Here is a 21,051-nt window from a genome sequence, read left to right on the forward strand (position 1 = left end):
TCCAAGACCAGGGCAGGGCAAACAACGGCTGAACGGTCAGCTCTCCGCCGGAGCGGCGTACTCACCGATCAGCCGCGCACGCGCGAGCGTGTGGAACCGCAGATTGAAGCCGACCACGGCGGGCGAGGCGTCCGAGTCGGGACCCAGCGCGTCACTGTCCACCGCGTACACCGTGAACACATAGCGGTGCGCGGGATCACCCGCCGGGGGAGCGGCGCCCCCGAAGTCCTTCGACCCGTAGTCGTTACGGACGTGCACGGCGCCCTTGGGCAGCCCCTCGAACGAGCCGGAACCCGCGCCCGCCGGGAGCTCGGTGACCGACGCCGGGATGTCGAACAGCACCCAGTGCCAGAAACCGCTGCCGGTCGGCGCGTCAGGGTCGAAACACGTCACGGCAAAACTCTTGGTCTCCGCGGGGAATCCCTCCCACCGCAGATGCGGTGACGTGTTCCCCGCCGCGAAGACCTGGGCGTCCTTCAGGACCGCACCGGGCGCGATGTCGTCGCTCACCACGGTGAAGGACGGCACCGGGGGGTGGAAGTCATGAGGGAGTGGAGCCCTCTTCGCCTCGGTCACTACTGAACCTCCGGATTCGGCTGCGCGCCGCCGGGGCCTGACGGGCCCCGGCGGCCTTCCGAAGCCGACACTAGGTCCTGTGCGGCGGGTCTTCGGGGGTCCGGGTCGCCTGGCACGGCGCCTCGCTTCGTTGTCGGCGTTTTCGAAGGCATCCGAGTACGTCCAGTACGAGCGCGATCCTCCGCCTTGCGACGCACCGCACCGGACGCCCCGGTCTGGTCCCCGAAGATCCGCCGGACAGAACCGGGCGCCGCGAGATCTCAGGCCCAGTTACGACGTCCACCGACATCGGCGATCCACTGGTTGAGGTAAGCGGCCCAGTCGGTGCCCTGGAAGTCGTTCAGACCGACCTTGAAGGCGCGGAAGGAGTCGCTGCCCTCGCTGAAGAGCCCCGGCTTCTTGTCCATCTCCAGGATGACGTCCATCTCACGGTCGTCCGCGACGAACGTCAACTCGACCTGGTTCAGCCCGCGGTAGCGCTGCGGCGGAACGAACTCGATCTCCTGGTAGAACGGCAGCCGCTGACGCGTCCCGCGGATGTGCCCACGCTCCATGTCCGCGCTCTTGAAGCGGAAGTCCAGGCTGATGAAGGCATCCAGAATGGCCTGCTGCGCCGGCAGCGGATGCACGTTGATCGGGTCCAGGTCGCCGGAGTCCAGCGCGCGGGCGATCTCCAGCTCCGTCGTCACACCGATGTTCATGCCGTGCAGCTGCTGCCCACCGATGCTCGTCACCGGCGTCTCCCACGGGATCTCCAGCCCGAACGGCACGACATGCACCCCGCCGGCCTTCACCTCGAAGGCACCACCGAGGCGCTGCTTGACGAACTCCAGGTCCTGCTTGACCTCCTGGTCACCGCCCTCGACCTCGACGCGCGCCTGGAGGCCGACGGAGAGCCCCTCGATCTGCTGGTCGACCGACCCGCCCTGGATACGCACCTCGCCCTGGACGACCCCGCCCGGCACGACGTTCTGCTCGGTCAGCTCGGTCTCGACGGACGCACCGCCGGCGCCCATGCTCGCGAGCAGCCTCTTGAAACCCATAGTCACTCCTCTTAGATCCTGACCTCTACATACGCGCCACGACCGCGGGCGGTTCCCCCGCTACGCTCGGACGCCATGATCGAGCGCCCCGACCGTACGCCGCTGCCCCGCGACTTCTTCAACCGGCCCGTGCTGGAGGTCGCCCCGGATCTCCTGGGCCGAACTCTCGTACGCCGCACTGCGGAAGGAACCATAGAACTCCGCCTCACGGAGGTGGAGGCGTACGCGGGCGACATCGACCCGGGCTCCCACGCCTACCGGGGCCGGACGCCCCGCAACGACGTGATGTTCGGCCCGCCGGGCCACGCGTACGTCTACTTCACGTACGGCATGTCAAGGCGGTCAGCATGAATGTCGATCTCCTCGCCCATCCTGCCGAAGAGGTCGCCCCAAGGTTGCTCGGGACTGTCCTCACCTGCAAGACCCCCGAGGGAACCGTGAGCATCGCCATCACGGAAACCGAGGCGTACTCCGGTACGGCTGACCCAGCCTCCCATGCCTACCGAGGCCAGACACCCCGTAACGCCGTCATGTTCGGACCCGCAGGGCACCTGTACGTCTACCGGTCACACGGTCTCCATTGGTGCGCCAACGTCGTCACCGGGACGGACGGCATCGCCTCGGCCGTCCTCATCCGGGCGGGCAGGGTCATCGAGGGGGAAGACCTGGCACGCAAGCGACGAGGGGAGATGGTCGAGAGCGCACGGCTCGCCCGAGGTCCGGGGAACTTCTGCCAGGCACTCGGCATCACGGGAGAGCACAACGGCGCAGAACTCCTGACAGGTACCTCGGTCGTGCTGTCCGAGGGTGAGTCGGTACCTGCCGCGCTCATCCAGATTGGTCCTCGGGTAGGTGTGAGCAAGGCCCACGACTGGCAACACCGGTTCTACCTCGCCGGTGATCCGACGGTCTCGGCGTACCGACTGAGCCCGAGAGCCAAACCGTCCGCCGGAGGCTGAGTCGCTGTGCGCCTTGCTCACGGCCCGCCGGTACGTCGGCGCGGAGTTGGGGCAGAGGGTAGGAGATCGCTCGCGAGAGTGGCGTGTGACGCGTTGTTGGCCGGTCGAGCGACTGTCTACGTGCGCCGACTCGGGCCGGGATGCAGATCAGCACCCCACGAGAGGGTTTCCTGAACGGGGTCCTCCCTCCCTCGTGCAGTATTCTTCGGCCAGGTCGCCGCCGTCGCTCCCGACTGCACGAGACCGAGTCCAGGCCCGAGGGTTTCAGAGTAATCGTCAAGACCTGTGGATCAGTTGATCTCAGTTGTGTTGTGGTGGGTTGATCGCGACGAGTTCGACCTCGAAGCCGTCGTCGTTCTCCAGGTAGGCGGCATAGTGCTGTGCGCCGCCGGCGTGCGGGTGCTGGTCGGGGAACATCAGATGCCAGCCGTGCCGGGTCGCGTCGGTGGCCAGCTGGTCGACCGCGGTGTCGTCTTCGACGTGGAAGGCCAGGTGGTTCAGCCCTGGCCGGCAGCGGTCGTGCCGGTCGGCGGTGAGGGCCGGGGACTGCTCAAGGACCAGGTAGGTCGGCCCGAGCCGCCAGCTGCGTCCGTTGTTCCAGCTCTGGAAGAGGGTGTGGCCCAGCGTCTCCAGCAGCCAGCCGAGAGAGGCGACCGCGCGGTCGAGGTTGGGCACCCACAGCTCGACGTGGTGCAACATGCCGCTGGTGGGCCGGTTCACGCCGCCACCGCCTCGGGGCGCTCGACGAGGTGGCCGCGTTCGAAGCGGGCTCCGGCCCGGACCAGGGCGACGAGGTGGGGCGCGTTCACGGCCCGCCAGCGTTCCTGGGCTGACTCGATGAGCTTGAAGACCATGGCGAGGGCGGCGGCCCGGCTGCCGGCACCCTTGGTGACCTTGGTGCGCAGCCGGACGGTGGCGAAGGTCGACTCGATCGGGTTCGTGGTCCGCAGATGGATCCAGTGCTCGGCGGGGAAGTCGAAGAACGCCAGCTGCTCCTCCTCGTCGTCCGTGAGCCGCTTGACGACCTTGGGGTACTTCGCTCCGTACTGCTTGGCGAACGCGGCGACGGCCTTGGCCGCATGCTCCTTGTCCTCGGCGTTGTAGATCTCCTGGATCGCGCGCTTGGCCGCGGGCTGGGCCGACTTCGGCAGCGCGTCGAGCACGTTCGCGGTCTTGTGCACCCAGCACCGCTGGTAACGGGTTTCGGGGAACACCTCGTTCAACGCGTTCCAGAAGCCGAGCGCCCCGTCGCCGACCGCCAGAACGGGGGCGCGCATGCCCCGGCGGGCGCAGTCCCGCATCAGTGCTGACCATGCCTCGGAAGATTCGCGGTAGCCGTCGGTCATCGCGATCAGTTCCTTGGTGCCGTCCGCCCGCACGCCGACCATGACCAGGACGGCGGCCTTCGCCTCCTCCAGGCGAATGCGCAGGTGAACGCCATCAGCCCAGACGTAGATGTAGTCCGTGGCGGACAGATCGCGGTCCATGAACGCCTTGTGGTCGGCCTGCCACTGCGCGGTCAGCCGGGTGATCGTCGAGGGTGAGAGGCCGGCGGAGGAGCCGAGGAACTGCTCCAGCGCGGGCACGAAGTCACCGGACGACAGACCGTGAAGGTAGAGCAGCGGCAGTACCTCGCTGATCTTCGGCGACTTACGGGCCCAGGGCGGCAGGATCGCCGAGGAGAACCGCTTGCGCTCGCCGGTGGCCTCGTCGACGCGCTTGTCGTTGACCTGCGGGGCCTTCACCTCGATCGCCCCGGCCGCGGTCGTCACCTTCCGCGGCTGATGGAAGCCGTTGCGCACGACCAGACGGCGGCCGGAATCGTCCCGCTGATCGGCCAACTCGGATATGTAGGCGTTGACTTCTGCTTCCAGAGCGGCTGCGAGCATCCGCCTCGCGCCCTCGCGGACGATGTCGTCAATCAGGGAGCTGTGTGGTGTCGTTCCGTCTTCGTTGACTACCGTGAGCACGGGCGTGCCTTCCCGACCGACGTTCGCAGCGTCGGCCTACTCGATGACCATCACAGGATCATTCGGGAAGGTACGCCCTCCGCGCGCCAACCCGAGGTCGATCCACAGGTCTTGAGCATTGCTCCGAGGGGGGAGGTTCCGCCACTCGGTGTTCGCCATCCTGGCGAGGGCGGAGACCTCCGCGACCAGTCCCGGCGGAGCGTCCAGAGCTCGCAAGATCTGCTCGACGTCGACCAGGGACGGCCGTGTCCGGCCGTTCTCGATGCGAGACACCTTCGACTGGGACATGTTGCAGCGCGCTGCGAGCCGGTCCCCTGAGAGGCCGGCTCGCTTGCGCAAGTCCCGGAGCAGAGAGGCGAGTTCGGTGCCAGATTCGCCAAGCTGCTCAGCTTCGAACGTCACCCGTTCACATACTCCAGGAAGGGAACCGACGCGGCGACGGCGATGCGCTGCCACTCGATGAACGGCGCGGGGTCACCCTCGTACAGCTCTCGGCTGATCTGCGTGCCGTCGCCCTCGTAGTGCATCAGGACGACTGTCGAGCGGTCGAACATCCAGAAGTCCTCGACATCCGGCAGTGGGTTCTCCCGCTCGGTCACGTCAAGGATGCGGATGTCCTCCCCGGCGAGCACGTGCGGGGCGTAGTACCGGGAGAACTCGAAGCGCAGGTACTCGGAGAGCGGTCGAGTCAGGACGTGCACTCGCCCCTTGCTCTTCCCTTCGCCACGCAGCCGCTTCAGGTCTTCCGTGTACGCGGACGAGTAGGCGTGGGGGTCGACGCGGTTGCCTGCCCGGAAGGCTTCAAGCTCTTCCGCCTCCTGCGGAACCAGGTACTGGGGCAGGGTCTCCAGTCGCCACGCTTCCGACTGGAAACCGCGGAGCGTCGCCCGCCACGCATCACCATCCAAGAGCACGAACAGCCTCCCGAAGAACGCTCTCGGGGATCTCCACGAGCCTTTCCCCCTGCGGGGGAGTGAAGGCGTCGGGCACGTCACCCTGAACCACGATGGAGCCGGAAGCAGTGCGGTAGACGTTCGGGCAGTCGTCCTCTCCACATGTGCCGTTGCCGTTGCCAGTGAGCCGAGTCAGTTCTTCGCGTGCCATGCGGAACCCCTTGACTTGTCGGCCCGGTTGGGCCGTCTGAGGCGACCGTACGGGTGCCGCTTGCGGCCGTCCATGCACGGACGTGACTCATGCACGTTGTTGCATGAACTGGGGAGCGACGGGGCGCACAGAGGCTTCTGAGGGATGTTTGGTCCTTCCTCACCGGGCATGGCGAAGGGCACTGCCCGACTCTTGCCCAGACAGGGCCCGTGCTCACTGAGCGCCGACGGCCGGCTCGACTCTCCGTGCTGGGATCTCAGGGGTTCCGGTACGCGATCCGGCAGTGCTTGCCCTTGAAGGATCGGACCCCTCGACCGCGCGGCATCAGCTCGACTCGCTCGCAGACCTGCATGACGACGGTCCTCACGTAGTCGATGCGGTCGGGGTCTTCGTAGTCCAGTTCCTCCCACAGGTACTCGATGTCGCCAAGGTTGACGCGCACCCGCTGCGATGCCAGGTCTGCCAGCTCGGCACGGATCTTGGTCAGGTCGGCGTCACACCTGCCGATGCCAGCCCGCAGGGTCGACGCGTCGATGTCCCCTACGGCGAACATCTCCGCCAGAGCGGTGCGCCTCTCCGAGGCAGCCGTCTCCTCGGCCAGCAGCTCAGCCTCTCGCTCCTCGTCTGCGGCATCCGTGGCCGGCGCCGCGTTCCACTCCTCGGCCCTGTCGATGACCTTCCTGACTACGAACGAGTCAAGTGGGTCCGCCGGGCAGGTGATGCAGCGGCCACCCGAACAGGTGTAGATGCGGTACCGCTCGCCTGCCGCGTTCTTCTTGCTCCACCCTTGAGTGACGACGGCCTGACACTTCGAGCAGCGGACCACGCCGGACAGCAGGGCCTTGCGCTTGCCGCCTCCGCCCGTGTTGCGCTCGGGGTCGCTCAGGTGGCGGACCAGGGCCCGGAATATGCCCTCGGAGACGATCGCCTCCCAGTTGCCCGCGCCGGTCTCCTCGGTCCGCCGCACGCGCTTCCCGTCCGGCTTCTCTACCCACTGCGAGTACGTCTGGATTCCCGCGTTCCTCGGCTTCAAGAGGACGCTGCGAAGGTTCGAGCTACGCCATTCCTTGCCGTGCGGCGAGAGCAGTCCACGCGTGTTCCAGTCCTTCGCGATGGACCAGAGGGTGACGCCGGCCAGGACATCCCGGTACGCCTGCCGCAGGGCTTCCGCCTCTGCTTCCCGGTGCCTGCCGTCCCGTTCGAAGCCGAAGGGGCGAGTGCTCCAGAAGGGCCTCCCCGACTCTCTGCGCCGCTGGTGTCCGAGTACCTGACGCTCTACTCGCATCTCGGTCTCGTTGCGAGCCACCACAGCGCCGATGCGGGCAGCGAGACGGCCGGACGGAGTGGACAGGTCGAGCACTCCCTGCGCCTGTGCGGCGGCCAGCGTGACGCCGGTGGCCTCAGCCAGGTCCACCAGGTCTTCAAGGTCCCAGGGGGTGCGGTACATACGGTCGTAGTGGCGGGACACGATGGCGTCCGCCTTGCCGTTTTCCACCAGAGCCTTGACGCGCTCCCACTCGGCGCTCCGCTTGGTTCCCCGCTTTGTCGAAGCCGACGTGTCCTTCTCAACGATCGTGGCTACGACTGACCAGCCCTTCCGGTCGCACAGCGCCTGACTCAACTCGACCTGTTGTGTCAGGTTCCCACCCTTGGATTCCTCGCCCCTCGGGGTGGGGCTGAGCCTGGCGTAGATGATTGCTCGCACTGCCTGTCTCCTGCTTGTCGTCGCTTTGCCGATGCTGCCGGACCAACGACATACATGCCTAATGAGTTACCTACGGCATGTGGCACTGCCTCAACCTGGTGTGCGGCCCCGAGGGCCGGGCGAGCGGTGTACTGCTGCGGGCCGGCGAGATCCGGGAGGGTGCGGAGCAGGTACGGGAACGACGTATCTCGGCCCGAGACGACAAGGAACTGGCCAAAGGCCCGGCCCGCTTGGCGACCGGCCTGGCCGTCGACCGCGGCCTGAACGGCACGGACGTCTGCACCGACGACGACGCACCCCTGTCCGTACTCACGGGCACACCACCCCCGAGTGACCAGGTACGCAACGGCCCACGCACCGGCGTGGGCGGCGAAGGCGCCCCACACCCCTGGCGGTTCTGGATCGACGGGGACCCCACGGTGAGCCCGTACCGGGCCCACACTCCCCGCCGCCGGGCAACTTGACGCGCTGAGGCGAGGCCCCTAATGTAGTCCGAGCCGCTTTCAACGGGTCTTGCTCTTCAGCAGCCTGGAGCGGCCACCCACTACCTACGATTTCCCCCTGACGGGTTCTGCTTCGGCCTGCCGAAATTCGAACTTCTCGACTCGATTATGAGTCGCCCGGGGAATCGGTTAACGTAGTGAACACGCCGAAAGGGAAACGCGAAAGCGGATATCTGAAAGCGTTCCCGTCGACTGGGAATCAGGCGCCGAAAGGTTCTGATAGAGTCGGAGACGAAGGAAAGCAAGACCGAAGGGAAGCCTGGAGGAAAGCCCGAGAGGGTGAGTACAAAGGAAGCGTCCGTTCCTTGAGAACTCAACAGCGTGCCAAAAGTCAACGCCAGATATGTTGATACCCCGACCTCGTCCACTGTTGTGGATTGGGTTGAGGTTCCTTTGATAGAAACACAGCGAGGACGCTGTGAACGGTTGGCCTTATTCCGGTCGACTGTTCCGCTCTCGTGGTGTCACCCGATTACGGGTAAACATTCACGGAGAGTTTGATCCTGGCTCAGGACGAACGCTGGCGGCGTGCTTAACACATGCAAGTCGAACGATGAAGCCTTCGGGTGGATTAGTGGCGAACGGGTGAGTAACACGTGGGCAATCTGCCCTGCACTCTGGGACAAGCCCTGGAAACGGGGTCTAATACCGGATAATACTGTGCCCCTCATGGGGGACGGTTGAAAGCTCCGGCGGTGCAGGATGAGCCCGCGGCCTATCAGCTTGTTGGTGGGGTAATGGCCTACCAAGGCGACGACGGGTAGCCGGCCTGAGAGGGCGACCGGCCACACTGGGACTGAGACACGGCCCAGACTCCTACGGGAGGCAGCAGTGGGGAATATTGCACAATGGGCGAAAGCCTGATGCAGCGACGCCGCGTGAGGGATGACGGCCTTCGGGTTGTAAACCTCTTTCAGCAGGGAAGAAGCGAAAGTGACGGTACCTGCAGAAGAAGCGCCGGCTAACTACGTGCCAGCAGCCGCGGTAATACGTAGGGCGCAAGCGTTGTCCGGAATTATTGGGCGTAAAGAGCTCGTAGGCGGTCTGTCACGTCGGGTGTGAAAGCCCGGGGCTTAACCCCGGGTCTGCATTCGATACGGGCAGACTAGAGTGTGGTAGGGGAGATCGGAATTCCTGGTGTAGCGGTGAAATGCGCAGATATCAGGAGGAACACCGGTGGCGAAGGCGGATCTCTGGGCCATTACTGACGCTGAGGAGCGAAAGCGTGGGGAGCGAACAGGATTAGATACCCTGGTAGTCCACGCCGTAAACGTTGGGAACTAGGTGTTGGCGACATTCCACGTCGTCGGTGCCGCAGCTAACGCATTAAGTTCCCCGCCTGGGGAGTACGGCCGCAAGGCTAAAACTCAAAGGAATTGACGGGGGCCCGCACAAGCAGCGGAGCATGTGGCTTAATTCGACGCAACGCGAAGAACCTTACCAAGGCTTGACATACACCGGAAAGCATCAGAGATGGTGCCCCCCTTGTGGTCGGTGTACAGGTGGTGCATGGCTGTCGTCAGCTCGTGTCGTGAGATGTTGGGTTAAGTCCCGCAACGAGCGCAACCCTTGTTCTGTGTTGCCAGCATGCCCTTCGGGGTGATGGGGACTCACAGGAGACCGCCGGGGTCAACTCGGAGGAAGGTGGGGACGACGTCAAGTCATCATGCCCCTTATGTCTTGGGCTGCACACGTGCTACAATGGCCGGTACAATGAGCTGCGATACCGCAAGGTGGAGCGAATCTCAAAAAGCCGGTCTCAGTTCGGATTGGGGTCTGCAACTCGACCCCATGAAGTCGGAGTTGCTAGTAATCGCAGATCAGCATTGCTGCGGTGAATACGTTCCCGGGCCTTGTACACACCGCCCGTCACGTCACGAAAGTCGGTAACACCCGAAGCCGGTGGCCCAACCCCTTGTGGGAGGGAGCTGTCGAAGGTGGGACTGGCGATTGGGACGAAGTCGTAACAAGGTAGCCGTACCGGAAGGTGCGGCTGGATCACCTCCTTTCTAAGGAGCATCTAGACCATCGGACCCCTTGGGTCGGGTGGTCCAGGAACCATTTCGTCGGCACCTGTCCGACGGTGGTCGCTCATGGGTGGAACGTTGACTATTCGGCACAGTTTTTCGTGGTTTCCCAGTACTGCTTCGGCGTGGAACGGGATCGTGAAGGGCTGGGCCGGGCGCGCTGTTGGGTGTCTGAGGGTACGGGCTTTATCGCTTGTGTCTTCGGTTGCCGGCCCCGGTGAACTCACTGTGTATGCGGTGGGGTGGCGGGTGGTTGGTCGTTGTTTGAGAACTGCACAGTGGACGCGAGCATCTGTGGCCAAGTTTTTAAGGGCGCACGGTGGATGCCTTGGCACCAGGAACCGATGAAGGACGTGGGAGGCCGCGATAGGCCCCGGGGAGCTGTCAACCGAGCTTTGATCCGGGGGTGTCCGAATGGGGAAACCCGGCAGTCGTCATGGGCTGTCACCCGCTGCTGAACACATAGGCAGTGTGGAGGGAACGAGGGGAAGTGAAACATCTCAGTACCCTCAGGAAGAGAAAACAACCGTGATTCCGGGAGTAGTGGCGAGCGAAACCGGATGAGGCCAAACCGTATGTGTGTGATACCCGGCAGGGGTTGCGCATGCGGGGTTGTGGGAGTGCACTTGATCAGTCTGCCGGCTGGTCGGAGAGTCAGAAACCGTACAGGTAGGCGAAGGACATGCGAAAGGTCCGGCGTAGAGGGTAAGACCCCCGTAGCTGAAATCTGTGCGGCTCTCTTGCGTATTTCCCAAGTAGCACGGGGCCCGAGAAATCCCGTGTGAATCTGGCGGGACCACCCGCTAAGCCTAAATATTCCCTGGTGACCGATAGCGGATAGTACCGTGAGGGAATGGTGAAAAGTACCGCGGGAGCGGAGTGAAATAGTACCTGAAACCGTGTGCCTACAAGCCGTGGGAGCGTCGCTGTATGTGCTTGCGCATACAGTCGTGACTGCGTGCCTTTTGAAGAATGAGCCTGCGAGTTTGCGGTGTGTTGCGAGGTTAACCCGTGTGGGGAAGCCGTAGCGAAAGCGAGTCCGAACAGGGCGACATAGTAGCGCGCTCAAGACCCGAAGCGGAGTGATCTAGCCATGGGCAGGTTGAAGCGGCTGTAAGAGGTCGTGGAGGACCGAACCCACCAGGGTTGAAAACCTGGGGGATGACCTGTGGTTAGGGGTGAAAGGCCAATCAAACTCCGTGATAGCTGGTTCTCCCCGAAATGCATTTAGGTGCAGCGTCGTGTGTTTCTTGCCGGAGGTAGAGCACTGGATAGGCGATGGGCCCTACCGGGTTACTGACCTTAGCCAAACTCCGAATGCCGGTAAGTGAGAGCACGGCAGTGAGACTGTGGGGGATAAGCTCCATGGTCGAGAGGGAAACAGCCCAGAGCATCGACTAAGGCCCCTAAGCGTACGCTAAGTGGGAAAGGATGTGGAGTCGCAGAGACAACCAGGAGGTTGGCTTAGAAGCAGCCACCCTTGAAAGAGTGCGTAATAGCTCACTGGTCAAGTGATTCCGCGCCGACAATGTAGCGGGGCTCAAGCGTACCGCCGAAGTCGTGTCATTCGTACATGTAGCCTCAACGGGCGTGCGGATGGGTAGGGGAGCGTCGTGTGCCGGGTGAAGCCTCCGCGGAAGCGAGGGGTGGACGGTTCACGAGTGAGAATGCAGGCATGAGTAGCGATACACACGTGGGAAACGTGTGCGCCGATTGACTAAGGGTTCCTGGGTCAAGCTGATCTGCCCAGGGTAAGTCGGGACCTAAGGCGAGGCCGACAGGCGTAGTCGATGGACAACCGGTTGATATTCCGGTACCCGCTTTGAAACGCCCAGTATCGAATCAGGCGATGCTAAGACCGTGAAGCCGTCCTGGAGCCTTCGGGCAAAGGGGAGTGGTGGAGCCGTCGGACCAGACTTGTAGTAGGTAAGCGATGGGGTGACGCAGGAAGGTAGTCCAGCCCGGGCGGTGGTAGTCCCGGGGTAAGGGTGTAGCCCGAGAGATAGGCAAATCCGTCTCTTGTTGAGGGTGAGACCTGATGCCGAGCCGATTGTGGTGAAGTGGATGATCCTATGCTGTCGAGAAAAGCCTCTAGCGAGTTTCATGGCGGCCCGTACCCTAAACCGACTCAGGTGGTCAGGTAGAGAATACCGAGGCGTTCGGGTGAACTATGGTTAAGGAACTCGGCAAAATGCCCCCGTAACTTCGGGAGAAGGGGGGCCATTTCTGGTGATCATCTTTACGGTGTGAGCTGGGGGTGGCCGCAGAGACCAGCGAGAAGCGACTGTTTACTAAAAACACAGGTCCGTGCGAAGCCGTAAGGCGATGTATACGGACTGACGCCTGCCCGGTGCTGGAACGTTAAGGGGACCGGTTAGTCACATTTCGGTGTGGCGAGGCTGAGAACTTAAGCGCCAGTAAACGGCGGTGGTAACTATAACCATCCTAAGGTAGCGAAATTCCTTGTCGGGTAAGTTCCGACCTGCACGAATGGCGTAACGACTTCTCGACTGTCTCAACCATAGGCCCGGTGAAATTGCACTACGAGTAAAGATGCTCGTTTCGCGCAGCAGGACGGAAAGACCCCGGGACCTTTACTACAGTTTGATATTGGTGTTCGGTTCGGCTTGTGTAGGATAGGTGGGAGACTGTGAAGCTTGGACGCCAGTTCAGGTGGAGTCAACGTTGAAATACCACTCTGGTCGTGCTGGATGTCTAACCTGGGTCCGTGATCCGGATCAGGGACAGTGTCTGATGGGTAGTTTAACTGGGGCGGTTGCCTCCTAAAGAGTAACGGAGGCGCCCAAAGGTTCCCTCAGCCTGGTTGGTAATCAGGTGTTGAGTGTAAGTGCACAAGGGAGCTTGACTGTGAGACCGACGGGTCGAGCAGGGACGAAAGTCGGGACTAGTGATCCGGCGGTGGCTTGTGGAAGCGCCGTCGCTCAACGGATAAAAGGTACCCCGGGGATAACAGGCTGATCTTCCCCAAGAGTCCATATCGACGGGATGGTTTGGCACCTCGATGTCGGCTCGTCGCATCCTGGGGCTGGAGTCGGTCCCAAGGGTTGGGCTGTTCGCCCATTAAAGCGGTACGCGAGCTGGGTTTAGAACGTCGTGAGACAGTTCGGTCCCTATCCGCTGCGCGCGCAGGAGTCTTGAGAAGGGCTGTCCCTAGTACGAGAGGACCGGGACGGACGAACCTCTGGTGTGCCAGTTGTCCTGCCAAGGGCATGGCTGGTTGGCTACGTTCGGGAGGGATAACCGCTGAAAGCATCTAAGCGGGAAGCCTGCTTCGAGATGAGGACTCCCACCCACTTGATGGGGTAAGGCTCCCAGTAGACGACTGGGTTGATAGGCCGGATATGGAAGCACCGTGAGGTGTGGAGTTGACCGGTACTAATAGGCCGAGGGCTTGTCCTCAGTTGCTCGCGTCCACTGTGTTAGTTCTGAGACAACGAACAACCGTGTTTTCATCCGGTTCTGTGTACTCAATTGAATAGAGTGCCTGTTCGCTTAGTGCCGAAGTCCCCCTTGTGCGGGACGCGGCCGATAGTGTTTCGGTGGTCATTGCGTTAGGGAAACGCCCGGTTACATTCCGAACCCGGAAGCTAAGCCTTTCAGCGCCGATGGTACTGCAGGGGGGACCCTGTGGGAGAGTAGGACGCCGCCGAACAATCTTTCATGGACCCCTGGTCCAGCGTTCACGCTGGACCAGGGGTCTTTTTTGTTTTCTCTGCTTTGTACGAAGCGCGTCCGATCGCCGGCTGCGTGAGAATGACTGTGGTACCCGAAGACAGGAGCCGTGCCGATGTCCCCCAACTCTCCCGACGACCGTCCGGAGCGCGAATCACGTCGTAGGGACGGTGGTGACCGGAGCGGTTCCCGTGGTGGTCGCCCCACCGGTAAGGGTGGCGGTGTCGGCGACTACGTAGCCCGCAACGACAACCGTGGCGGCGGCCGGCCCGCGAGTGGTGGGCGTCCGATCGGTGGTGGTCGACCTGCGAGTGGTGGTCGTCCGGCGGGTAACGGCGGTAGTGGCGGCGGTGGGTCCCGTGGGCGTGACGAGCGCCCCTCCTCCCGTCGTGATGACCGGCCGAGTGGTCCGCGTCGGGATCGTGACGACGACCGTGGTGGCCGTCCCACCGGCGGTCGACCCACCGGCGGTGGACGCCCTGCCAGTGGTGGGCGTCCGAGCACCAGCGGTGGCGGTGGGTTCCGTGGGCGTGATGAGCGTCCCAGCACTTCGCGTCGTAGCGACGACCGTGGTGGCCGTCCGACCGGTGGTGGTCGGCCTGCGAGTGGTGGGCGTCCGAGCACCGGCGCCGGTGGCGGGTTCCGTGGGCGTGACGACCGGCGTGACGAGCGTCCCGGTGGACCTCGTCGTGATGACCGGCCCAGTGGTCCGCGTCGGGATCGTGACGACGACCGTGGTGGCCGTCCCACCGGCGGTCGACCCACCGGCGGTGGACGCCCTGCCAGTGGTGGGCGTCCGAGCACCAGCGGCGGTGGCGGGTTCCGTGGGCGTGACGAGCGCCCCTCCTTCCGTCGTGATGACCGGCCGAGTGGTCCGCGTCGGGATCGTGACGACGACCGTGGTGGCCGTCCCACCAGCGGCCGTCCGACCAGCGGTGGACGCCCCGGCGGCGGTGGCGGTGGCGGCCGGCATGACGACCGGGAGCGTGGCGGATACCGCGGGCGCGACGACCGGGACGATCGTGGCGGGTTCGGACGCCGCGACGACCGTGACCGTGACCGGGAGCCCATCAAGCGGCTGCCGATCCCGGAGGACGTCACCGGTGACGAGATCGACAAGGCTGTGCGGCAGGAGTTGATGAGCCTGCCCAAGACGCTCGCCGACGATGTCGCCAAGAACCTCGTCATGGTCGCCAACCTCATCGACGAGGACCCCGACCAGGCTTACGCCTACTCGCGCGTGGCGCTGCGGCTCGCCTCCAGGGTCGCCGCCGTGCGGGAGGCCGCCGGCTTCGCCGCGTACGCGACGCAGAAGTACGGCGAGGCGCTCGCCGAGTTCAGGGCGGCGCGGCGGATGACGGGCAATGTCGACCTGTGGCCCGTGATGGCCGACTGTGAGCGTGGTCTGGGACGTCCCGAGCGGGCCATGACCATGGCCGGTGAGCCCGAGGTGCTGAAGCTCGACAAGGCGGGCCAGGTCGAGATGCGGCTGGTCGCCGCCGGTGCGCGCCGGGACATGGGGCAGATCGACGCCGCCATCGTGACCTTGCAGGGGCCGGAGTTGGGTTCGAACTCCGTTCAGCCGTGGACCGCGCGTCTGCGTTACGCGTACGCCGACGCGCTGTTGTCGGCCGGGCGTGAGGACGAGGCGCGCGAGTGGTTCGCCAAGGCCCTTGAGGCCGACAAGGACGGCGCCACGGACGCCTCGGACCGCCTCGCGGCTCTGGACGGCGTCCAGTTCGTCGAGGTGGACGAGGACGACGACGGCGATGAGGACGGCGACAGCGAGCACGGCGACGAGGACAGTCTCCTCGCCGAAGCCGCTCCCGCCCCCGCTGCCGCTCCAGAGGACGACGACGTCACCGACGAAGACCCGGAGCCGGAGAGCGACAAGTCCTGATCCGAGCGACCGCACCGCGAAAGAGGGCGGCAGCCCCATTGGGGGTGCCGCCCTTTCTTCGTTTCTCAGCCGTCCGCGAGGCTCCGCAGCACCAGGCCCGTCGCCGGCTTCGGGCCGAACGACGTCGACTTGCGCGGCATCGTGACCGCCTGGCGTGCCAGCTCCCGTACGACCTCTTCGCGTACCGGGTGCAGCAGGACCGCCGTACTGCCGTGGCGTTCCGCCTGTTCGACGGCGGCTTCCGTGTCGTGTATGTACGAGATGTGCTCGGGCGCGTCCGGGATCTTCCAGAGGTGGTCGAGCAGCGTGGAGTGCAGCACGGTCGCGTCCAGGGCGCGCCACTCGTCCGGGCGGTCGGCCGGCACCGTACGGGCCAGGAGCGCCGCGTCGGGGCGGTCGATCAGGTGGAAGCGGCCGTCGCCCGCCAGTAGGAAGGCGTTGTTGGTGCCGGGGCCGGTTGTGGCGGCCTCGGACAGCGCCCTGACGGCGTCCGGCAGTGTGCCTTCGAGCGTACGGACCCGGAAGGAGCCCGGCACAGCCTCCAGCGCCGCCAGCGCGTCCGCGACCGGCAGCCGGTGCAGCAGCCGGTGGATCGCGCGGACCTGGAGGGGGTAGCGCGCGGTGTCGACCAGCAGGACCAGGCCGTAGGCCCACGGTCCGGCGGCGGCCGGCGGGTGTTCCTCGCGCAGCCGCAGATAGGTTGCCCACCGGTGGTGACCGTCGGCGATGAGGGCCTGGCGGTCGGCCAGGTCCTTCTCGATCTCGGCCAGTTCGGCGGGTTCGGTGACCGACCAGAGGCGGTGGCTGAAGCCGTCCTCCGTGGTGGTGGAGAGCAGGGGGGCGCGCAGGGCGGTGCGTTCGATGACGGCGGTGGTGCCGGTCGCGCTGCCCTCGCTGCGGTACGTCAGGAGCAGCGGCTCCAGATTGGCGGCGGTCGCCCGCATCAGGGCCGCGCGGTCCTCGACGATGTCCGGCATCACGTCCTCGTGCGGCAGGACGACGCCCTCGGCGGGCGTGGACAGGGCCAGCGCCCCGATGACGCCGCGCTGGAGCAGGTCGCCGTGGCGCTGCTCGTACACGTACAACGCCGGTTCGGAGTCCGGCGCGAGGACGCCTTCCGCGCGCCAGCGCCGGAGCGTGTTCGCCGCCTGGCGGTGCCGGTCGGCGGCGGTCGCGGCCTGGGGCAGGATCAGCCGGACGATGTTGTGCGGGTCGGCGGACTCCAGGTGGTGCAGTCCGTCGGGCCGTACGACGACGTCGTACGGCGGTGAGGTCACGGCGGCGAGGCTGCCGACCCGTTCGGGGACGTAGCGCAGTCCGCGGAACGGGATCAGGCGGAGGCCCTTCTCCGCCGGCCCTGTGGTGTTCATCTCCGCATCGTATGCGGGCCGGGGCATGAGCGATGATCGGGGGAGGACCGCCCGGTCACGGGGCACAAGAGGGAGCGGAAGACTGATGAGTCAGCGGAGCAGGACCAGGCCCGACGGCAGTACGACGGCCCTCTACAAGGCGTACGACACGGCTCTGCTGGATCTCGACGGCGTGGTGTACGCGGGTGGCGCGGCCATCGTCCACGCCGTCGACTCGCTGGTCACGGCGCAGGGCGGTGGGATGCGTCTCGCGTATGTCACCAACAACGCGCTGCGGACGCCGGACGCCGTCGCCGCGCATCTGACGGAGCTGGGGGTGCCCGCCGAGCCGGCCGAGGTGATCACGTCGGCGCAGGCGGTGGCGCGGCTGATCGCCGAGCAGGTGCCGGCCGGCGCGCGGGTGCTGGTGATCGGCGGTGAGGGGCTGCGGGTCGCGTTGCGCGAGCGGGGACTTGAGCCGGTGGAGTCGGCGGACGACGACCCGGCGGCCGTGGCGCAGGGGTACGGGGGGCCGGAGTTGGCGTGGGGACGGTTCGCCGAGGCCGGGTACGCGATCGCGCGTGGTGTGCCGTGGTTCGCGTCCAACACCGATCTGACCATTCCGAGTGGGCGGGGAATCGCGCCGGGCAACGGGGCGGCCGTCGAGGTCGTACGGATCGCCACGGGCGCGGATCCGCAGGTCGCGGGCAAGCCGCTGCCGCCGATGCACCGGGAGACGGTGCTGCGTACGGGGGCGAAGCGGCCGATCGTCGTGGGGGACCGGCTGGACACCGACATCGAGGGCGCGTTCAACGGCGGTGTGGACTCGCTGCTGGTGCTGACCGGGGTGACGGACGGGGCGATGCTGCTGGCCGCCGAGCCGAAGCACCGGCCGACGTATGTGGACGCGGATCTGCGGGGGTTGCTGACCGGGCAGCCCGAAGTGGACGTCAGGGGCGGTGTGTTCGGGTGCGGCGGGTGGACCGCCTCCGTACGGGGCGAGGCGCTGGTGCTCGACGGGGACGGCGGGGCGCTCGACGGGCTGCGGGCGCTGTGCGCCGCGGCCTGGACGCACGCGGGGGACGGTACGTGCGGCCTGGACGCGGGCAAGGTGCTGGCGAAGCTGGGGCTGTAGCGGCGGCGCGGTGACGCTGCGGTGACGTGACCGGGTGGTGACGTGACACGGTGGTGCTGTGGCGAGGGGGCCTACGCGTCCTCGCCCGAGTGCAGCAGTTGGTCCTCGGAGGTGCCACGCCGCCAGTAGCCCGTGAACTTCACCGCTCTGCGGTCGAAGCCGCGCTCGCCGACGAGGTGTCTGCGGACGGCCTTGACGGTCGCCGACTCGCCCGCGATCCACGCGTACGGCGTGCCGCCCGGCAGGTTGTCGGCCGCGCGGATCGCGTCCTCGGTGGCGGGCGCGGACTCCTCCCGTACGAGCCAGGTGACGTGCGCGTCGGCCTTGGTGGGGAGTTCGCACCGGTCGGCGGTGTGGTGGAGTGCGATCCAGACGTGGGCGGGGGTGCCGGGCGGCAGGGACTGAAGGATGCCGGCGACCGCCGGGAGCGCGGATTCGTCGCCGGTCAGCAGGATCCAGTCGGTGCCGTCCGGCGGCCGGAAGTCGTACCCCACGTTCTCGTCGTGGATCGGGGCGAGGATCCCGATCCGGTGGCCGGGCTCGGCCTTCAGCGCCCACCGGGTGGCGGGTCCCTCGGTGGATTGCGGCGGGAGCTCGTGGACGGCGAAGTCGACGTCCAACTCCTGCGTTTCGCGGCGCAGTTCACGCACCGTGTAGGTGCGCATGACGCCGCGTACGTCCGGGTCCAGGGCGCGCCACGCGTCGTACCAGTGCCCGTCGTCGGGGCCGGGCAGGACGGGGGCGTCCTGGCCGGGGTGCGGCAGGAACAGCTTCACGCGCTGGTCCCGGCCGCCCGACGCCAGGCGCGCGATGTCGTCGCCGCCGAAGGTGACGCGGACGAACGCGGGGGTGGGGCGTGCCGTACGCAGCACGCGCAGGCTGAAGAACTGGAACGGTTCGTCGGACATCAGACCAGCCTCTTCGACTTGGTGATGGCTGCCGCGAGTTGTTCGAGCACGGGGGCGAAACCGGCGTAGCTGTAGCGCTCCTCCATGGACCACGGCGTGGTCTGGTCGGCCTTGACGGCGGGGAGCCGGTTCCAGGTGGGCCGCTTGGCGAGTTCGGCGGCGGGCAGGGCGGTCGAGCGGTTGTCGATCATGATGAGGTCGGCGTGGTACTTGTCGGCGTTCTCCCAGCTGAGGAATTCCCAGAAGCCGAACTCGTCGGACTTCTCGCCCTCGACGAAGTCGACTCCGAGTTCCTTGAAGTAGTTGAGATCGCAGTACGAGTCGGGCACGCCGACGTACATCTGCTCCGCGTCGCCGGTCATGGCGAGAACCTTGAGGCCGCCGTCCGCCTTCTTCGCGGCAGCCGCCTCGCGCAGCGTCTTCTCCGCCCTGTCGAAGCGGGCCTTGGCGTCTGTGATCTTCTTGGCCGTCAGGTCCGCGCCGAGGGATTGAGCCAACTCGGTGTAGCGCTTGAGGGGTTGACGCAGGCTCACCCGGCCGCCGGTGATGCCGACGCTCGGTGCGAGGGCCTCGATCTTCTTCGCGCTCTCGGCGGGCACGAACCAGAGGTCCGGCGGCGGGAACATGTTGCTGATCAGCAGGTCGGGCTGGAGGGCCGCGTACTTCTCGATGTTGAACTCGCCCCACGCCTGGCCGAGGCCGGTCAGCTTCGTCAGATCGAGGTCGCCCGCCTGCGGGTTGGGCTTGCCGCCGATGGGTTCGCTCGGGCCGAAGACGCCCGTGCACTCGACGCCGTAGTCGTGCAGGGCGGCGGCCGTACTGATGAACGCGACTATCTTCTGCGGCAGTTGGTCGGTTTTGGCCGTCTTGCCGCGGTCGTCCTTGAAGCTCCAGGGGCCGCTCTCGGCGGAGCCCGCCGAATCCGCCTTCGCCTTCTTGCCGTCGGAGCCGCAGGCGGTCAGGAGCGCGCCGATCCCCAGGGCGCCGGCCCCGGTGAGCAGCGAACGGCGGGTCAGGGCCGAGGCGCGCGTGGGGCGGCGGAAGGCGGAGGAGTTGGGCGAGTTGAGCGGTGAGTTGAGCGGTGAGTCGGGCATCAGCGGACTCTCTTCGCGTTCTGGATGGCCTGGGTGAGCGCTTCGAGCGGCGGGATGAATCCGGCGTGGCTGAAGTGCGCCTCGTTGTGCCATGAGGCGACCTGCTCGGTCCGGACGGCGGGCAGGGAGCGCCAGGTCGGTTTGTCCTTGATGAGGTCGACCGGCTGGAGGTTGCTGGTGCGCTTGTCGACTAGGATCAGATCGGCGCCGTAGCGGCCGATGTTCTCCCAGCTCAGGTCCTCGTAGAAACCGCCGGCGGCGGGCTCGGCCGGTTCGACGAACTCGACGCCGAGCTGCTTGTAGTAGCGCAGATCGGCGAAGTCGTCCGGGGCGCCCACGCCGCAGAGATCCTGGCGGGCGGCGACGGCCATCACCTTCAGGCCCGGCTTCGCCTTCGCGGCCCTGCGAAGCTCTTCCGACGCGGCCTCGAAGCGGGCCTTGGCGTCCGTGACGTTCTTCGCCTTCAGATCCGCGCCGAGCGATGCGGCGAGTTCGGCGTACCGGCCGACCGCGGTGAGCAGGGAGGTCTTCGCGGAGAGGATGCCGATGGTCGGCGCCAGCGCCTCGATCTTGTTCGCGCTCTCCTCGGGGACGTACCACAGCGCCGGCGGGATGTTCATGTTCGTGATGAGCAGGTCGGGTTGGAGAGATGCGTACTTCTCGACATTGAACTCGCCCCACGCGTTGCCGATGACGGTCGCCTTGTCGACATCGACACTGCCCGCCTGGACGTCGGGCTCGCCGTTCTTGAGCTTCGTCGGGCCGAAGACTCCGGTGACCTCGATGCCGAAGTCGTGCAGTGCGGCGGCGGATCCGATGTAGGCGACGATCCTTCGCGGGGTACGGTCCGCCTTCGCGGTCCTGCCGCGGTCGTCCTTGAAGCTCCACCCCTTGCCGGGGGCCGCCGCGTCGCCGTCCGTCTTCGTGTCGTCGCCGCAGGCGGTCAGCAGGGCGCCGAGCCCGAGGGCGCCGGTGGCCGACAGTAGTCGGCGCCGGGGGAGGAGAGGCGCGGCCGGGTGCGGAAAGGGACTGTTCACTATGATGTTTCCTCGCGGCTTCCCTCTTGATGATCAAACGTGAGGGTA

16 protein-coding genes, 3 rRNA genes and 2 pseudogenes are annotated in these 21,051 nt (G+C 65.9%); 9 read left to right on the forward strand and 12 right to left on the reverse strand.

Translation table 11 applies throughout. The features are described from left to right. Positions 1-36: 36 nt before the first annotated feature. Entirely contained in the window at positions 37-576 is a 540-nt protein-coding gene (locus OG700_RS31505; protein ID WP_405619513.1) for a YbhB/YbcL family Raf kinase inhibitor-like protein, read from the reverse strand. Positions 577-836: 260 nt separating this feature from the next. Continuing rightward, the gene (locus tag OG700_RS31510; protein ID WP_405619515.1) at positions 837-1,619 is read right to left on the reverse strand and encodes a sporulation protein; all 783 of its coding nucleotides are present in this window, start codon (positions 1,617-1,619) and stop codon (positions 837-839) included. A 75-nt stretch (positions 1,620-1,694) separates the two neighbouring features. Between OG700_RS31510 and OG700_RS31515 the strand changes: the two are divergent. Together OG700_RS31515 and OG700_RS31520 are read left to right on the forward strand one after the other, a co-directional pair. After that, positions 1,695-1,952 (forward strand): annotated as a pseudogene (locus OG700_RS31515) (DNA-3-methyladenine glycosylase); the annotation flags it as partial. A gap of 14 nt (positions 1,953-1,966) precedes the next feature. Then, positions 1,967-2,578: a DNA-3-methyladenine glycosylase gene (locus tag OG700_RS31520; protein WP_405619517.1), complete on the forward strand. Its 612-nt coding sequence runs from the start codon at positions 1,967-1,969 to the stop codon at positions 2,576-2,578. A gap of 300 nt (positions 2,579-2,878) precedes the next feature. Here OG700_RS31520 and OG700_RS31525 read toward each other — a convergent pair whose 3' ends face one another. The 6 genes from OG700_RS31525 to OG700_RS31550 form a co-directional block, all read right to left on the reverse strand. Next, positions 2,879-3,277 carry a VOC family protein gene (locus tag OG700_RS31525; RefSeq protein WP_405622117.1) on the reverse strand — a complete coding sequence of 133 codons (399 nt, stop codon included), beginning with the start codon at positions 3,275-3,277 and terminating at the stop codon, positions 2,879-2,881. A 17-nt stretch (positions 3,278-3,294) separates the two neighbouring features. After that, the gene (locus OG700_RS31530) at positions 3,295-4,548 is read right to left on the reverse strand and encodes an IS256 family transposase (protein WP_405619519.1); all 1,254 of its coding nucleotides are present in this window, start codon (positions 4,546-4,548) and stop codon (positions 3,295-3,297) included. A 36-nt stretch (positions 4,549-4,584) separates the two neighbouring features. Next, positions 4,585-5,004, reverse strand: a complete 420-nt coding sequence (locus OG700_RS31535; protein WP_405619521.1) for a helix-turn-helix domain-containing protein — start codon at positions 5,002-5,004, stop codon at positions 4,585-4,587. Then, a complete protein-coding gene (locus OG700_RS31540; RefSeq protein WP_405619523.1) occupies positions 4,947-5,462 on the reverse strand; it encodes a DUF6879 family protein in 516 nt (171 codons plus the stop codon). Before OG700_RS31540 ends, OG700_RS31535 begins: the two co-directional genes overlap by 58 nt. After that, a complete protein-coding gene (locus OG700_RS31545; RefSeq protein WP_405619525.1) occupies positions 5,446-5,652 on the reverse strand; it encodes a hypothetical protein in 207 nt (68 codons plus the stop codon). The genes OG700_RS31540 and OG700_RS31545 overlap by 17 nt, the downstream gene beginning before the upstream one ends. A gap of 256 nt (positions 5,653-5,908) precedes the next feature. Continuing rightward, positions 5,909-7,357 carry a recombinase family protein gene (locus OG700_RS31550; RefSeq protein ID WP_405619527.1) on the reverse strand — a complete coding sequence of 483 codons (1,449 nt, stop codon included), beginning with the start codon at positions 7,355-7,357 and terminating at the stop codon, positions 5,909-5,911. A 68-nt stretch (positions 7,358-7,425) separates the two neighbouring features. Between OG700_RS31550 and OG700_RS31555 the strand changes: the two are divergent. The 6 genes and pseudogenes from OG700_RS31555 to OG700_RS31580 all read left to right on the forward strand — a co-directional run. Further along, positions 7,426-7,821: pseudogene (locus OG700_RS31555) on the forward strand (DNA-3-methyladenine glycosylase); the annotation flags it as partial. A 524-nt stretch (positions 7,822-8,345) separates the two neighbouring features. Then, positions 8,346-9,869 (forward strand): 16S ribosomal RNA (locus OG700_RS31560). A gap of 314 nt (positions 9,870-10,183) precedes the next feature. Next, positions 10,184-13,307, forward strand: a 23S ribosomal RNA gene (locus tag OG700_RS31565). A 136-nt stretch (positions 13,308-13,443) separates the two neighbouring features. After that, a 5S ribosomal RNA gene (gene rrf / locus OG700_RS31570) occupies positions 13,444-13,560 on the forward strand. The 16S, 23S and 5S rRNA genes sit together here, the layout of an rRNA operon. Positions 13,561-14,113: 553 nt before the next feature. Then, entirely contained in the window at positions 14,114-14,719 is a 606-nt protein-coding gene (locus OG700_RS31575; RefSeq protein ID WP_405619529.1) for a hypothetical protein, read from the forward strand. Continuing rightward, positions 14,704-15,480 carry a hypothetical protein gene (locus OG700_RS31580; protein WP_405619531.1) on the forward strand — a complete coding sequence of 259 codons (777 nt, stop codon included), beginning with the start codon at positions 14,704-14,706 and terminating at the stop codon, positions 15,478-15,480. The genes OG700_RS31575 and OG700_RS31580 overlap by 16 nt, the downstream gene beginning before the upstream one ends. Positions 15,481-15,545: 65 nt before the next feature. Here OG700_RS31580 and OG700_RS31585 read toward each other — a convergent pair whose 3' ends face one another. Then, on the reverse strand, positions 15,546-16,850 hold the full coding sequence (locus OG700_RS31585) for a DUF1015 domain-containing protein (protein WP_405619533.1): 1,305 nt from the start codon (positions 16,848-16,850) through the stop codon (positions 15,546-15,548). An 85-nt stretch (positions 16,851-16,935) separates the two neighbouring features. On the opposite strand from OG700_RS31585, the gene OG700_RS31590 reads away from it, so the two are divergent. After that, positions 16,936-17,964, forward strand: a complete 1,029-nt coding sequence (locus OG700_RS31590) for an HAD hydrolase-like protein (RefSeq protein ID WP_405619535.1) — start codon at positions 16,936-16,938, stop codon at positions 17,962-17,964. A 71-nt stretch (positions 17,965-18,035) separates the two neighbouring features. On the opposite strand, the gene OG700_RS31595 is transcribed toward OG700_RS31590, so the two are convergent. Genes OG700_RS31595 through OG700_RS31605 form a run of 3 tightly spaced genes read right to left on the reverse strand, consistent with a single transcriptional unit; the run spans position 18,036 to position 21,003 of the window. Further along, a complete protein-coding gene (locus OG700_RS31595; RefSeq protein ID WP_405619537.1) occupies positions 18,036-18,872 on the reverse strand; it encodes a siderophore-interacting protein in 837 nt (278 codons plus the stop codon). Beyond that, positions 18,872-19,966 (reverse strand): ABC transporter substrate-binding protein, encoded by a 1,095-nt coding sequence (locus OG700_RS31600; protein WP_405619539.1) that lies wholly within the window; start codon positions 19,964-19,966, stop codon positions 18,872-18,874. Before OG700_RS31600 ends, OG700_RS31595 begins: the two co-directional genes overlap by 1 nt. Beyond that, entirely contained in the window at positions 19,966-21,003 is a 1,038-nt protein-coding gene (locus tag OG700_RS31605) for an ABC transporter substrate-binding protein (protein ID WP_405619541.1), read from the reverse strand. Before OG700_RS31605 ends, OG700_RS31600 begins: the two co-directional genes overlap by 1 nt. Positions 21,004-21,051 lie beyond the last annotated feature (48 nt).

It is taken from the genome of Streptomyces sp. NBC_01508 (assembly GCF_045040315.1).
Lineage (GTDB): Bacteria > Actinomycetota > Actinomycetes > Streptomycetales > Streptomycetaceae > Streptomyces.

Bases quoted from the DNA above. Each gene is read 5' to 3' on its own strand.
- OG700_RS31510 (WP_405619515.1), bottom strand. From the start codon at position 1,619: ATGGGTTTCAAGAGGCTGCTCGCGAGCATGGGCGCCGGCGGTGCGTCC.
- OG700_RS31520 (WP_405619517.1), top strand. From the start codon at position 1,967: ATGAATGTCGATCTCCTCGCCCATCCTGCCGAAGAGGTCGCCCCAAGG.
- OG700_RS31525 (WP_405622117.1), bottom strand. From the start codon at position 3,277: ATGTTGCACCACGTCGAGCTGTGGGTGCCCAACCTCGACCGCGCGGTC.
- OG700_RS31545 (WP_405619525.1), bottom strand. From the start codon at position 5,652: ATGGCACGCGAAGAACTGACTCGGCTCACTGGCAACGGCAACGGCACA.
- OG700_RS31575 (WP_405619529.1), top strand. From the start codon at position 14,114: ATGAGCGTCCCAGCACTTCGCGTCGTAGCGACGACCGTGGTGGCCGTC.
- OG700_RS31585 (WP_405619533.1), bottom strand. From the start codon at position 16,850: ATGAACACCACAGGGCCGGCGGAGAAGGGCCTCCGCCTGATCCCGTTC.
- OG700_RS31590 (WP_405619535.1), top strand. From the start codon at position 16,936: ATGAGTCAGCGGAGCAGGACCAGGCCCGACGGCAGTACGACGGCCCTC.
- OG700_RS31595 (WP_405619537.1), bottom strand. From the start codon at position 18,872: ATGTCCGACGAACCGTTCCAGTTCTTCAGCCTGCGCGTGCTGCGTACG.
- OG700_RS31600 (WP_405619539.1), bottom strand. From the start codon at position 19,966: ATGCCCGACTCACCGCTCAACTCACCGCTCAACTCGCCCAACTCCTCC.